The 13,342-nt window shown below is 69.2% G+C and carries 7 protein-coding genes and 3 pseudogenes; 4 read left to right on the top strand and 6 right to left on the bottom strand.

The genetic code is table 11. The annotated features are described in order from the left end of the window. Nucleotides 1-936: 936 nt before the first annotated feature. Together MKK63_RS19560 and MKK63_RS19555 are read left to right on the top strand one after the other, a co-directional pair. Entirely contained in the window at nucleotides 937-1,941 is a 1,005-nt protein-coding gene (locus MKK63_RS19560; protein WP_244004718.1) for an HWE histidine kinase domain-containing protein, read from the top strand. A 187-nt stretch (nucleotides 1,942-2,128) separates the two neighbouring features. Continuing rightward, complete coding sequence (locus tag MKK63_RS19555) at nucleotides 2,129-5,143, top strand: PAS domain S-box protein (RefSeq protein WP_244004716.1); 3,015 nt, start codon at nucleotides 2,129-2,131, stop codon at nucleotides 5,141-5,143. A gap of 119 nt (nucleotides 5,144-5,262) precedes the next feature. On the opposite strand, the pseudogene MKK63_RS19550 reads toward MKK63_RS19555, so the two are convergent. The 5 genes and pseudogenes from MKK63_RS19550 to MKK63_RS19530 all read right to left on the bottom strand — a co-directional run. Then, a pseudogene (locus MKK63_RS19550) lies at nucleotides 5,263-5,571 on the bottom strand (response regulator); the annotation flags it as partial. A gap of 60 nt (nucleotides 5,572-5,631) precedes the next feature. After that, nucleotides 5,632-5,823 (bottom strand): annotated as a pseudogene (locus MKK63_RS19545) (PAS domain-containing protein); the annotation flags it as partial. Between the two features lie 303 nt (nucleotides 5,824-6,126). Then, on the bottom strand, nucleotides 6,127-7,851 hold the full coding sequence (locus MKK63_RS19540; protein ID WP_244004714.1) for a response regulator: 1,725 nt from the start codon (nucleotides 7,849-7,851) through the stop codon (nucleotides 6,127-6,129). Next, on the bottom strand, nucleotides 7,848-8,309 hold the full coding sequence (locus MKK63_RS19535; RefSeq protein WP_244004711.1) for a response regulator: 462 nt from the start codon (nucleotides 8,307-8,309) through the stop codon (nucleotides 7,848-7,850). Before MKK63_RS19535 ends, MKK63_RS19540 begins: the two co-directional genes overlap by 4 nt. 1 nt (nucleotide 8,310) lies before the next feature. Beyond that, the gene (locus MKK63_RS19530; protein ID WP_244004709.1) at nucleotides 8,311-10,569 is read right to left on the bottom strand and encodes an ATP-binding protein; all 2,259 of its coding nucleotides are present in this window, start codon (nucleotides 10,567-10,569) and stop codon (nucleotides 8,311-8,313) included. 26 nt (nucleotides 10,570-10,595) lie between these two features. On the opposite strand from MKK63_RS19530, the gene MKK63_RS19525 reads away from it, so the two are divergent. Beyond that, nucleotides 10,596-12,800: an ATP-binding protein gene (locus tag MKK63_RS19525; protein WP_313901782.1), complete on the top strand. Its 2,205-nt coding sequence runs from the start codon at nucleotides 10,596-10,598 to the stop codon at nucleotides 12,798-12,800. 32 nt (nucleotides 12,801-12,832) lie between these two features. On the opposite strand, the gene MKK63_RS19520 is transcribed toward MKK63_RS19525, so the two are convergent. Further along, complete coding sequence (locus tag MKK63_RS19520; RefSeq protein WP_244004707.1) at nucleotides 12,833-13,069, bottom strand: DUF4113 domain-containing protein; 237 nt, start codon at nucleotides 13,067-13,069, stop codon at nucleotides 12,833-12,835. Nucleotides 13,070-13,212: 143 nt separating this feature from the next. Here MKK63_RS19520 and MKK63_RS32005 point away from each other — a divergent pair. Then, nucleotides 13,213-13,342: pseudogene (locus MKK63_RS32005) on the top strand (IS630 family transposase); the annotation flags it as partial.

Genomic DNA, 13,342 nt, shown 5'->3' with positions numbered 1-13,342 from the left:
CCGGCGGATCGTCGACCCATGCGGATGCATCCTGTACCGTGCGGCAGCCCACACTAGTGCTCTGACGCATTCACTTCGTTCATGCGAGTGAGCACTAGTTCTTTGGTTTTGCATCAATTTTTCCAGACTCGGCTGACGCCTCCGTCTGGATCGATGAACTAGTGGAGCAGAGGCGAGGGCTGGGTGGCAATTCTGAGTATCCGGATCGATCTCGGACCCAGTTATCGCATAGGTCCGGGCAAGCTGCAGCTTCTGAAGATGATCGCCGAGCATGGCTCAATTTCCGCGGCGGGATGGGCACTCGGGATGTCGTATCGTCGGGAGGAGCTGTTGATAGAGTCGATGAACGGTGGCTTCAGGCGACCTGTGGTAGAGGCGCAGATCATCGGCAAGGCCGGCGGAGGTGCGCGCCTGTCGTCCTTTGGCGCAGATCTCATTGCCCAACACCGCGCTATCGAGCGAGCCGCCAACAAGGCTGCGACGCCATTTCTCGATCGGATCGCCGCGCCTGCCCAAGGCAAAGACGCCGTGCCGCCGACAACCATCTCTGAACCGAACGCACAAGATCCGACAGGCTGTTATATCCGACCTGATACAGCGCCTGCTTCTGCCAACCCTCGCCCAGGAGCGGACCGTCGTAAAACCACCCTTGGCGGTTCCCCGCGAGGCCCACTACCGGGGATGATGAGGGTAAGAACCCACGGTCTTATCGGGTCGTTTGGCGTCTGTCCGCTGAGGAGCGGCAAGGTTTGGAAGCGGACATCGCCGTCACGCTAAGACGTATAATCAGGCGTGACGGATCGGGCGCGTCACCGTGGAGGGCCGGGCACGCGAACCGCGGGGCGTTCGACCGATTGTATCCCCGACGGATACCCGAAGGCCCGGTCGCGCGGCGCGGGCATCCCGGGACGAGCACGCGTCCAGGAGCCGTATCGAGTGTCGCTCGCGAAAGATGACGGGTCGGTCGGCATCGACCTCAGGCTGCTCCGCGCGGCGGTCGATGCCACCGGCGAGGCCATCCTTATCACCACCGCCGAACTCGACGAACCCGGGCCGGTCATCGTCTACGCCAACCCGGCTTTCACGAGGCTGTCGGGATACGATGCGTCGGAAGTCGTCGGCCGCAGCCCTCGGTTCCTGCAGGGAGAGGCCACGGACCGCGCCGCTCTGGCCCCGATGCGCGCGGCGCTGGCGGTGGGCGAGGCGTTCCAGGGCGAGGCGCTGAACTACCGCAAGGACGGCTCGACCTACACGGTCGAGTGGCTGGTCACGCCGGTTCGCGACGGGGACAGCCGCATCACGCACTGGGTCTCGGCGCAGCGCGACGTCACCGGGCGCCGTGCCTTCGAGGACCGCCAGGCGCTGATGGTGCGCGAACTCCACCACCGAGTGAAGAACACCCTGGCGACCGTCCAGGCCGTCCTGAACGCGACGATGCGCTCATCGGTTACCATGGCGGAATTCTCGCGCGCGTTCGGCGGCCGCATCGTGTCGCTGGCCCGGACACACGCGCTGATCACCGAGGACGAGGCGCAGGTCGCCTCGTTCGAGGGTCTGCTCCGTGCCGAACTGGACCCCTACGACGAGGGTGGCCGGATCACCCTCGAAGGAGCGCGGCTCAAGTTGCCCTCCGAGATCGCCGTGCCCGTGAGCATGGCCCTGCACGAGCTGACGACCAACGCGCTGCGCCACGGCGCGCTGGCCCATCCCGGAGGAAGGGTCGTGGTCACCTGGAAGGTGGAGGATACCCCAGAGGGGCCGTGGCTCGCGTGGATCTGGAACGAGCACGACGGTCCACCCCCGACGCTGCCGACGCGAGAGGGTTTCGGGACGCGGCTCCTCAACAAGATCCTGACGGCGCAGGTCGCGGCCGAGGTCGACATCGCCTACGACGCCGACGGCTTGCGGATAGCCGTTCGCCTCCCGCTGGGGCGCCGGTAGTCTCCGTGCGGTCGCCACCGACACTTGCGAGCCGCCGTGCGTCGCCGTTCGCGCGATGCCGTCGAAACGCTTGGACATTCCGACGGGATGCCCCATGCTCGACCGGAGGACAGGCTCGACGGCACGGCGCTCCGGAAGGACCTCGACCCGTGCGAACCTATGCCGATTCCCGCAGCGTGCCCGTGTGATGGACCCTAGTCGCCAAGACGGGACGGAAGCGGCGCGCCTCCGGGCGCTGGACCGCTATCGCCTACTCGACACCCCGCGGGAGCAGGACTTCGACGAGATCGCGGAAGCCGCGGCGGAACTGTGCGAGACGCCCATCGCCGTGGTCAATCTGGTCGGCGACGGGCGCCAGTTCTTCAAGGCCGAGGTTGGGCTCGGCGTCCGTGAGACGCCGCTGGAGAGCTCGTTCTGTCGGCAGGCGCTCCTGCACGACGATTTCCTATACGTGCCCGACGCGGCCCGCGACCCGCGCTTCGCGGGCAATCCCCTGGTCCACGGCGAGCCCGGCCTGCGCTTCTACGCCGGCGCCCTGCTGAGGACGGCGGAGGGGCACCCGGTCGGCACGGTCTGCGTTCTCGACACCAAGCCGCACGCGCTTGCCGAGCGGCAGCGCAAGGGCCTGATGCGCCTCGCCCGCCAAGCCATGGCGCAGATGGAGCTTCGCCGCTCGCTCCGGGAGCAGGCCGAGCAGCGCATGCTGCACGAGCGCATCCTCGACAGCGCCACCGACTACGCCTTCGTCGCCACCGACCCCGAGGGGCGGATCACACGATGGAATGCCGGCGCGGAGCGCATCCTGGGCTGGACCGAGGCCGAGATGCTCGGGCGCCCGGTCGACGCGTTCTTCACGCCGGAGGACCGCGACGTCGACAGGCCCGGGACCGAGATGCGCCTCGCCCTGGAGGACGGCAGCGCCGCCGACGAGCGCTGGCACCTACGCAAGGATGGAACCCGGTTCTGGGCGTCGGGCGAGATGATGCCGCTCCGGACCGACGGTGGCGAGACTGTCGGCTTCCTCAAGATCCTGCGCGACCGGACCGACCAGCGCGAGGCCGGCGCCGCCCTCCATGCCAGCGAGATGCGCTACCGGTCCCTCGTCGAGGTCAGCCCGCAGGTGGTCTGGTTCGGGAATGCCGCAGGCGAGGTCACCTACTGCAACGCGTACTGGTATGACTACACGGGCTTGCTCCAGGGCGAGACTGGCGAGGCGAGTTGGATGGGGGTGATCCATCCCGACCACCGGGAGGCGACCCGCGCGGCGTGGCTCGCCGCCGCTGGGTCGGGGCGCCCCTACGAGGTCGAGTTCCTCCTGCGCCGGGCCGACGGGCAGTACCGCTGGTTCCTGTCGCGGGCGCACCCAGTGCCGCACGCGGCCGGCGGGCCGGCGAGTTGGATCGGCACCTCCATCGACATCCACGAGCGCAAGGTCGCCGAGGAGCGCTTCAAGACCCTCACCGAGCTCGCCCCGGCCATCATCTGGTTCGGGAACCCGGATGGCAGCCTCAGCTACCTGAACGACCGCTGGTACGCCTATACGGGCCAGACCCCGGAGGAAGCGCTGCCGCTCGGCTGGGGCGCCGTGATCCACCCGGACGACCTGCCCGGGCTGCTGCAGGCCTGGGAGCACGCACGGACGAACGAGGTCGTCTATGACACCGAGGCGCGGCTGCGCCGCCACGACGGCGAGTATCGCTGGTTCCTGATTAGGGCGGAGCCGATGCGCGACGGCACCGGCAAGGTCGTCGGCTGGCTCGGCAGCGACAGTGACATCCACGACCGCCGTCAGGCCGAGGACGACCTCCACCGGGCGCGCGAACAACTGCGCCTTGCGGTCGAGTCGACCGGGACCGGCATCTTCGACTACGACCTCGTCGCCGACAGCCTTGTCTGGGACGCCCGAACCCTTGCCCTGTTCGGACTGCCGCCCGAGGCGGCAGTGAGCTACGACACCTTCCTCGTCGGCCTCCATCCCGACGACCGCGACTGGGTCGACGCGGCGGTGAAGGTGGCTATCGACCCGGCCGGACCCGGGACCTACGACATCGCCTTCCGGGTGATCGGCTTGTCGGATAGGGTCGAGCGCTGGGTGGCGGCCAAGGGGCAGGCCTTCGTCGAGGGGGGGCGGACCGTCCGGTTCATCGGCACGACGCGCGACGTGACAGCGAGCCGCCGGGCCGAGCAGGCCCTCCGCCAGGCCGAGGAGCGCTACAGGCTGGCCGCCCGGGCCACCAACGACGCTATCTGGGATTGGGACCTCGCCACGAACCACGTGAGCTGGAACGAGGCGCTCCACACCGCCCACGGGCATGCGCCCGACGCGGTCGAGCCGACCGGGGACTGGTGGATCGGTCACATCCACACCGACGACCGCGAACGCGTCGACCGCTCGATCCACGCGATCATCGACGGTGACGGGACGGCATGGAGCGACGAGTACCGCTTCCGGCGCGCGGACGGCACCTACGCCGACATTCTCGACCGCGGCTACGTGCTGCGTGACGCGGCCGGCCGGGCCTTGCGGATGATCGGCGCCATGTTCGACATCAGCGAGGGCAAGCGGGCCGAGGAGTACCAGCGGCTACTGACGGGCGAGCTGCAGCACCGGGTGAAGAATACGCTGGCGTTGGTCCAGGCCATCGCCGCCCAGACCTTCCGCAACGTCACCGACACAGAAGCCGCGCGCGAGGCTTTCTCCGCCCGCCTGATCTCGCTCGGGCGGGCGCACGACATCCTGACCCAGGCGAGTTGGACGGAGGCGCCCATCGCCGAGGTCGTGGAGGGCGCGCTCTCGGTTCACCGCGGCGGGGCGGCGTCCCGCATCCGCGCCAGCGGCCCGAACGTGCCCCTTGCCGCCAAGCCGGCCCTTGCCCTGGCGCTGGCCCTGCACGAGCTCGCCACCAACGCGGCCAAGTACGGGGCGCTGTCGAACGAGGCCGGCACGGTCGACCTGCGTTGGCACGTCGTGCACGAGGGCGGGGCGCCCCGCTTCTGCCTGACCTGGTCCGAGCAGGGCGGCCCTCCGATCCTGGCGCAACCGACGCGTCGCGGGTTCGGCTCGCGCCTGATCGAGCGCAGCTTCGCGGCCGAGGTCGGCGGCGACGTAAGGCTGACCTACGCCCAAACCGGGCTCGCCTGCCGCCTGGAAGCGCCCCTGGCCTCGATGCAGGAGGCGGGCGGCGACGAGGCGGCGGCCTGAGGTCGGCATTGTTCCGGCGTCCTCGACCTGAGAAGGTCGCGGACGATGGAGCCGCCAACCGAGCTCACGGCGACAGCCGTCGTCCCATCAGCCGTTTCTGGCTTTGCCAGGTTGGCGACCTTGCGCAGCAGGCGCGACAGGTCCTCGACCGAGTAGGCCTTGTGAAGAAGCTCGAAGCCGTACGTGCCGTTCCGGGCAAGGACGTGGCTGTAACCCGAGGCCAGCAGGACGGGCAGGTCGTGATGGCGGCGTCGAATCTCGTGAGCGAGGTCGATGCCGTTCATGCCCGGCATCACCACGTCCGAGAACACGACGTCGAAGCGTTCGGCATCTCGCTCCAGCTCGGCCAACGCCTGCTCCGCGTTCGTGGCCCAGACGGTCCGGTAGCCGAGCTCGGACAGGGTTTGGGGCGCGAATGTCCCGACGTCGATCATGCGCATCGGCGCGCCATCGGGGGCGCGGGTCAACTGGGCGCGGATATGCACCCAGCGGACGTCGCCGGAAGGGGTCAGCGCCCGGTACTCGATGTCGTAATCGCATCCTGTTTGGATGGTGCGCGCGACGGCGGCGCCCATCCGATCCCGGTCATCCGGATGGACGGCGGCGCGAAGCGCCTCGTAGGGGAACGGTTCGTCGGGATAGCGGCCGAAGGTCCTGCGGCACGCCGCGGAGGTGGTCATCTCGCCGCTCGCAAGGTCGAGGCGCCAGACGCCGATGCTCCCCGCGTCGAGGGCGAAGCGAAGTTCGGCCATCTCGTTCAGCCGGTCCTCGCCGGCGACGGAAAGTTGAGCCGGCGTCATGAACACCCGCGGGTGTTCACGCCGTGCACTTGGGCGGCCAGGGCCCGGAAGCACGGCCCCAGGGGTGAATCGGAAGCGGGCTACGAGGCGGCGTGAGCGACATGGCACAACAATTCAGGGTGCGGGCGACGCGTCAAACGTCCCGAACCTCGGCACGGGACGGATCAAGGGCACTCGGTCGGGTTACGGCATGCCGCCGCGGTCCGATACCAGCCGCAGGCCCAGGGCCGGGCGCTCCGTGAGGGCGAAGGCGACCTTGCGTTCGAGCTCGCCGTCCCGGTACGGCTTGAGGACGACCGCATCCGCCCCATGGGCGCCGGCCTGCGTCAGGGCCGTGGTGTCGGCGAATCCCGTGACGAACAGCACCGGCATCGCTGGCCAGCGCTTGCGAATCTCAAGGGCCGCCTCGGCGCCGTTCATGCCCGGCATGGCGAAGTCGAGCACGACGAGGTCGACGCACGGGTCCGCCTCCAGGGAGGCCAGCGCCTGCAGGCCCGAGGCCGCCTCGCGCACCTCGTGCCCGGCCTCCGAGAGCCTGGTCACGGTGACCTCCCGGACCTCGGCGTCGTCGTCCACGACAAGGAGCGTCGGGCGGCCACCCGGCGGATGCGTCCGCGTGCAATCGATCGGCGCGGCCTTTGCCGTAGCGGCCGGCTCCCCCTCGATCCGGGGCAGGTAGACTTTGATCGAGGTGCCCTCGCCGAGCGTCGTGTCGATGCGGATGCCGCCGCCCGACTGCTTCACGAACCCGAAGACCTGCGCCAGCCCGAGGCCGGAGCCCTTACCGACCTCCTTGGTCGTGAAGAACGGCTCGAACACTCGGGCGAGCACCTCTGGCCGCATGCCGGTCCCTGTGTCGCTTACGGCCACCATGACGTACTCGCCCGGCTGGGGCTGCTCCGGCCGGCTTGGGGCGCCGGTGACGATGACGTTGGCGGTCTCGATTGTGAGGCGCCCGCCCACCGCCATCGCGTCGCGGGCGTTGATGGCCAGGTTCAGGATGACGAGCTCGATCTGCGTCGCGTCGACCAGCGCTGGCCACAGGTCGGCCTGCAACGTGGTCTCGATCTGCACCGCCCCGCCGATGGAGCTCTGCAGAAGGTCGCGCATCGAGGCGACGGTGTCGTTCAGGCCGACGGGCGTCGGCTCCAGCCGCTGGCGGCGCGAGAAGGCGAGAAGTTGTGCCGTGAGGCGGGCGCCGCGGTCGGCCGCCCCCTTCATCATCGCGAGCCGGCGCTTCGAGCGGTCGTCCGCGACCGCACGCTCCAGGAACTCAATGTTGCCGGAGATGACGGTGAGCAGGTTGTTGAAGTCGTGCGCGACTCCGGAGGTCAATTGCCCGACCGCCTCAAGCCGCTGGTTCAGCCGCAGGGCGTCCTCGACCCGCTCGCGCTCGCCGATCTCGCGCTTCAGTTCGGCGTTGGCCTCGGCGAGCTCGCGGGTCCGCTCGGCGATGCGCGCCTCCAGCGTCTCGTTGAGGGCTTGAAGGGCGGTCTCGGCCGCGCGTCTGTCGGTGCGACCGCGCGCTTCAGTCAAGGCGCGCACGACGGTGCGGGCCATGCGATCGAGGCGCTGCTTGGTGACGTAGTCGGTGGCGCCGTTCTTCAGCGCCTCGACCGCTACTTCCTCGCCGAGCGTCCCCGAGCAGAAGATGAACGGGATGTCCGGGCACTGCTCGCGGGCGATGCCGAGGGCGCTGACGCCGTCGAAGGTCGGCAGGACGTAGTCCGCCAGGATGAGGTCGTGCCGGCCGGGCAGCGCCGTCGCGGCGAACGCGTCGCGCGTCATCACCCGCTCGATCACGAACGGGTGGCCGAGGTTGTCCAGCTCGGCCTCGATGAGCTCCGCGTCGAGGTCGCTGTCCTCCAAGTGCAGGATTCGCAGCGGACCGGCGGAGGGTCCGATCACCCGTTCGATGGCCAGCCTCCCTTGTGCGGTGGCGCCTCGTTGAGCAGCGCCCAGAAGACGCCGAGCTCCTTGATGGCGGCGAAGAACTCGTCGAAGGCGACCGGCTTCACCACGAAGGCGTTCACCCCGAGGTCGTAGGAACGGACGACGTCGGTTTCCTCGCGGGAGGAGGTCAGCATCACCACCGGGATGCCGCGGGTTACAGGATCGCCCTTCACCTTCGCGAGCACCTCAAGACCGTCGACCTTGGGCAGCTTGAGGTCGAGCAGCACCACCGCCGGGTCCTGGACCTGCCGGTTCTCGTGTGGCCCGCGGCGGTAGATGAAGTCGAGCGCCTCCGCCCCGTCGCGGCAGATGACGATCTGATTCGCGAGCTGGCTCGATTCCAGCGCCGCTAGGGTCAGCTCGATGTCGTTGGGGTTGTCCTCGACGAGGAGGATCGGCTTCAGGCCGGCCATGTCAGCGTGCCTCCTCTCGGAGCGGTAGGGTGAAGGTGAAGGTCGCTCCCTCGCCGAGCCTGCCGTCGGCCCAGGCCCTGCCGCCGTGGCGCTCGACAATGCGGCGCACGTTGGCGAGCCCGATGCCGGTGCCCTCGAACTCCTCGACCCGGTGCAGGCGCTGGAATACTCCGAACAGCTTGTCGACGTAGGCCATGTCGAAGCCGACGCCGTTGTCGCGCACGAAGAATACCGCCTCGCCATCCTGCGGCGGCAGGCGCCCGATCTCGATGACCGCCTCGGGCCGGTCGCGGGTGTACTTCACAGCGTTCGAGAGCAGGTTCTCGATGACGAGCCGCAGCATGAACGGGTCGGCGTAGACACGCCCGAGCGCGCCGACTTCCCAGCGGACGGCCCGCCCTGGGGCGACGTCGCGCTCGACCTTGCGGCGCACCTCGTCCACCAGGGGGTTCATCTCGCCCGAGTTCTTATTCAGGGCATGCCGGCCCATCTGCGAGAAGGTCAGCAGGTTGTCGACCAGCGTCCCGGCCGAGAGGGCGGCCTCGATGATGGTGTCGACGTAGTGCCGGCCCTTCTCGGAGAGGTTCTGACCCTCGCGGGTTTTGAGCAGGTTCGAGTAACCGACGATGTGCCGGAACGGCGCCCGCAAGTCGTGGCTCACCGAGTACGAAAAGGCCTCCAGCTCCTTGTTCGAGCGCTGGAGCTCCTCGCTCATCGCGGCGAGCTCCTCGGCCCGGCGCAGCACGATGCCGAGCACCGAGGCGCGCAGGTCCTTGGCCGCCTCGACCTCCGGGACGGACCATGGCAGCGACCGGCCCTGCACCGTCTCCTTCCAGATCTCGAAGGACTTGCGCGGGTGCAGGCGGTCCGGCCCGCCTTGCGGGTCCGGCACCGCCGGCTTGACCGGATTGCCGCCCCACTTGACCGTCCGGACCACCTCGGGCCTGAACCACAGGATGTAGCTCGCGTACTTCTTCGAGATAGAAATCGCGAGGAGCCCGCTGGCCCGGTCCGCGTAGGCTTCCGCCCCGGGGATGGCCTCCGACAGGGCCTCGGACCCGTAGACCTCGTCGGTGTCGCCGCGCGCCGACAGCCAATCGTACATGGCCCGTACATCTCGCTCGTCCGGCGTCGTGCCCATGAGCCGGCAGCGGTCCGCGGTCACGACGGCCGCGCCGGCGGCGTTCACCAGGGCGATGACGTCGTCAGGATGGTTGAGGAGGCCGTCGACGAAGCTGTCCTCCTCCGCCATGAACCCGAGGAGTCGCGCCTGCACCTGCCCGAGGGCCAACCGCTGCTCGGCCTGGGCGCCGCGCTCGCGCGCCGAGAGTTGCAGGGCAAAAATCTGGGTGAGCACGTCGCAGGCGTTGCGGGCGTGCAGCGGCACGCGCTTGGGCTCGGCGTTGTGGCAGGAGATCAAGCCCCACAGGGCGCCATCGATCAGGATGGACACCGACATGGAGGCCATCGTGCCCATGTTGCGCATGTACTCGACGTGGACCGGCGAGACGGAGCGCAGGACGGACTGGCTGAGGTCGAGCGGCTTACCCGAGGGCGTCGCCGCTGGCCGAATCGGCACGGGCGCGTAGCCCGCGTCCGGGATGATGCGCATGCGGTTGCGGCGGTAGAGCTCGCGCGCCTGGGCCGGGATGTCCGAGGCCGGGAAGCGCAGGTCGAGGTAGCTCGGCAGCGCACCGTTGCCATCCTCGGCCAGCACGGTGCCGTGCCAGTCCCGGTCGAACCGGTAGACCAGCGCCCGGTCGAGGCCGGTGACGGCGCGGATATCCTCGGCGACGAGCTGGCAGAGTTCCTCGACGCCCCGAGCTGCGTGCAGCCGCTCGACGAAGGTGCGCAGCCGCGGCGTGAGCACATCGAGTCCAAGGTCCGTTGCCGCGGCGTCGACCTCCTCCAGTTCCAGCACCACCAGACCATCGACGCGGTGCGCCGCGACCTCGTAGGTCAGGCGCGCGGCGTCGGACGTGAGCGTCACGGTGCGGAGGTAAGCTGCGCCCGTTTGCTGGCCGGCATCGTCGAGATGGCGACGGACGATGGCCGCGAGGTGCGGGAACACCGCGTCGAGGGCTATGCCGACGACCGCCTCGGCCGGGGCGTTGGCGCTGGCCTGCACGACGGTCAGGGACGGCGGGTCGAGGACGAGAAGGAAGCCGTGCGGCTGGACGCTGCCGACGACGTGGATCGGCTCGCGGTCGCATGCCGTGAGGTCGACCCGCTGCTGGACCTGTTCGCTCGGCTGGCTCAAGGAGATCGCATCCCGGTGTGGGCCGGATGCGGACCCTCGGGCTCCTTTCACCAGCGCGCTTCCAGGCTCCATATAGTCACAAAGCACCGATACGGAACTTGTCCCTGGCGCTTGGGTCCCGGTTCAATCTGTCGCGCGCCGGTCTTCCCCGGTCTCGGCTTGACCGTTCGACCCGTCATCGACACGCTCCCGCCATGCCACCGGGTACAGACGACCGCATCCGCGCGGAGGCTCTTGCCGGCTACGCGATCCTCGATACGCCGCCGGAGCCTGCCTTCGACGACATCGCCCTGCTCGCCTCCCAGGTGTGCGGGACGACGATGGCGTTGGTCTCGCTCGTCGACGAGGACCGCCAGTGGTTCAAGGCGCGTATCGGCTTCGCGGCATGCGAGACTGACCTGGCCCGGTCGGTGTGTGTCCACGCCATCGCCGAGACTGGCCTCACGGTCATCCCGGACCTCGCCAGCGATCCCCGCACCCGGGCCACCCCGGTCGTGACCGATCCGGGCGGCCTGCGCTTCTACGCGGGCGCGCCCCTCGCGACCGCGGAGGGCGTGGCCATCGGCACCCTGTGCGTGCTCGACACCGTCCCGCGACCCGACGGCCTGACGCCGGACCAAGCCTCCGGGCTGGCGATGCTTGGCCGGCAGGTCATGGCGCAACTCGAACTGCGCCGCTCGGTCGCCGACCTCGCCGTCAGGACCGCGAGACTGCGCGAGAGCGAGAGCCGCCTGCGCACCGTTTTCCAGACCATCTACCAGCTGCAAGGACTCCTGAGCCCCGAGGGCACCGTCCTCGACGTCAACGAGACGGCCCTGAGAGCGGTGGAACGGCGGCTCGACGAGGTCGTCGGCAAGCCGTTCTGGGAAGGGCCGTGGTTCGCGGCGACGCCGGGATTGCCCGACAGGCTACGGGCCTCGGTGGCGGCTGCGGCCGCCGGTTCCACCGTCCGCGAGGAGATCGAGGCACGGCTGCCGGACGGGATGCGGACCTTCGAGCTCGCGCTCCTCCCGGTGCCGGGACCCGACGGCGCCACCACCCTCGTGGTGGTCGAGGCCGTCGACCTGACCGAGCGTCGCGCCGCCGAGGGGCAGCTGCGGCAGTCCCAGAAAATGGAGGCGGTGGGACAGTTGACTGGCGGAATCGCACACGATTTCAACAATATGCTCGCGGTCATCGTCGGCAGCCTGAACCTGTTGGAGCGGCGGCTGGCCAAGGGCGAGACCGATGTCGGGCGCTATGTCGACGCCGCCCTGGACGGAGCGGGCAGGGCCGCCGCCCTGACCCACCGGCTGCTCGCCTTCTCGCGGCAGCAGCCCCTGGCGCCTGAGGCCATCGATGCGAACCGCATGGTGGCCGGGATGCACGACCTGCTGGTTCGCACGCTCGGGGAGGAGATTCGGGTCGAGACCGTGCTGTCGGCCGGACTGTGGAAGGCCCACGCCGATCCGAGCCAGTTGGAGAACGTGATCCTGAACCTTTGCGTCAACGCCCGGGACGCGATGCCGCTCGGCGGCCGGCTTACCATCGAGACCAACAACGCCCACGTTGATGACGATTACGGGCGCGAGCACGACATCGCGTCCGGGCAGTACGTGCTCGTGGCGGTGTCGGACACTGGCACCGGCATGGCCGCCGACGTGGTCGCCAAGGCGTTCGACCCGTTCTTCACCACCAAGGCGCCGGGCAAGGGCACCGGGCTCGGCCTCAGCCAGGTGTTCGGGTTCGTGCGGCAATCAGGCGGCCACGTGAAGATCTACTCCGAGGCCGGCCACGGCACGACGCTCAAGATCTACCTCCCGCGCTTCCACGGACCGGAGGAGGCGCCGCCCGAAGCCCCGCGCCGGGCCGGACGCGGCTCGCACGGCACCGAGACCATCCTCGTGGTGGAGGACGACGAACGCATGCGCGCCTGCTCGGTAGAGTCCCTGCGGGAGCTCGGCTACGACGTCTCACACGCCCCGGGCGGCGCGGACGCCCTGCGCATGTTCGAGGCGGGACGGACCTTCGACCTGCTGTTCACGGACATCGTTATGCCCGGGATGACCGGGCGGCAGCTGGCCGACCTAGCGCTCGCCCAGGTGCCCAGCATGCGGGTGCTCTACACGACCGGCTACACCCGCAACGCGGTGGTCCATAACAGCGTGATCGACCCTGGTACCCACCTGCTGCCCAAGCCCTACGGCATCGACCAGCTCGCCGAGAAGGTTCGGACGGTCCTCGACGGCTGACACTCTTTGCGCTCCACGCGACGGTATCCTCCTCAGGCCGCGACGACCGGGATTTTCTCCGCCCGGGTCGTATGACGCGGCGAGCGCATCTTGAACCTGGTCAGCCATCTACGCGCCGGCGCGAACCCGGCGGCCGCCGGCACCACCGCCCCGCGCCCGAAGCGGCGGTTCCCCGCGTTCAGCGCCGCACCCTGCTTGCGATCGATCAGGTCGAGCCCGGGCATCGCCCGCTGAGAGGGGCGGAGCGGCAGGAGGTCAGTCGTGACCACGCCGGCCTTTGATTAGCGGAAGCCGTCCCGCCGAGTTTTTTGGACGCCGCGCAGGGCGGCCATCACGAGCGAAATGACTGGAATGGGCGCTCAGACCAGCTCTCGTTGAGTGGGACTCACGGGGTAGCCTTGGCGGCTGAAGGGTGATTCTGTCTTCGGGTTTGGAGCCCGAGGAGGATGGCATGGCTGCACCGGTGCCACTGCGATCGGACTTCGACGCGGAGGGCCTGCGCGCCGTGGCCAAGTGCGCGCGCGATCCCGCCCATCCGCGGC

The organism is Methylobacterium sp. J-088 (genome assembly GCF_022829295.1).
GTDB lineage: Bacteria > Pseudomonadota > Alphaproteobacteria > Rhizobiales > Beijerinckiaceae > Methylobacterium.
The sequence above is the reverse complement of the archived record's forward strand: the minus strand, read 5'-3'. Positions and strand labels throughout refer to the sequence as shown.

Coding starts and splice junctions, on each gene's coding strand:
- MKK63_RS19525 (WP_313901782.1), top strand. CDS start 10,596: ATGCGGACCCTCGGGCTCCTTTCACCAGCGCGCTTCCAGGCTCCATAT.
- MKK63_RS19555 (WP_244004716.1), top strand. CDS start 2,129: ATGGACCCTAGTCGCCAAGACGGGACGGAAGCGGCGCGCCTCCGGGCG.
- MKK63_RS19535 (WP_244004711.1), bottom strand. CDS start 8,309: ATGGCCGGCCTGAAGCCGATCCTCCTCGTCGAGGACAACCCCAACGAC.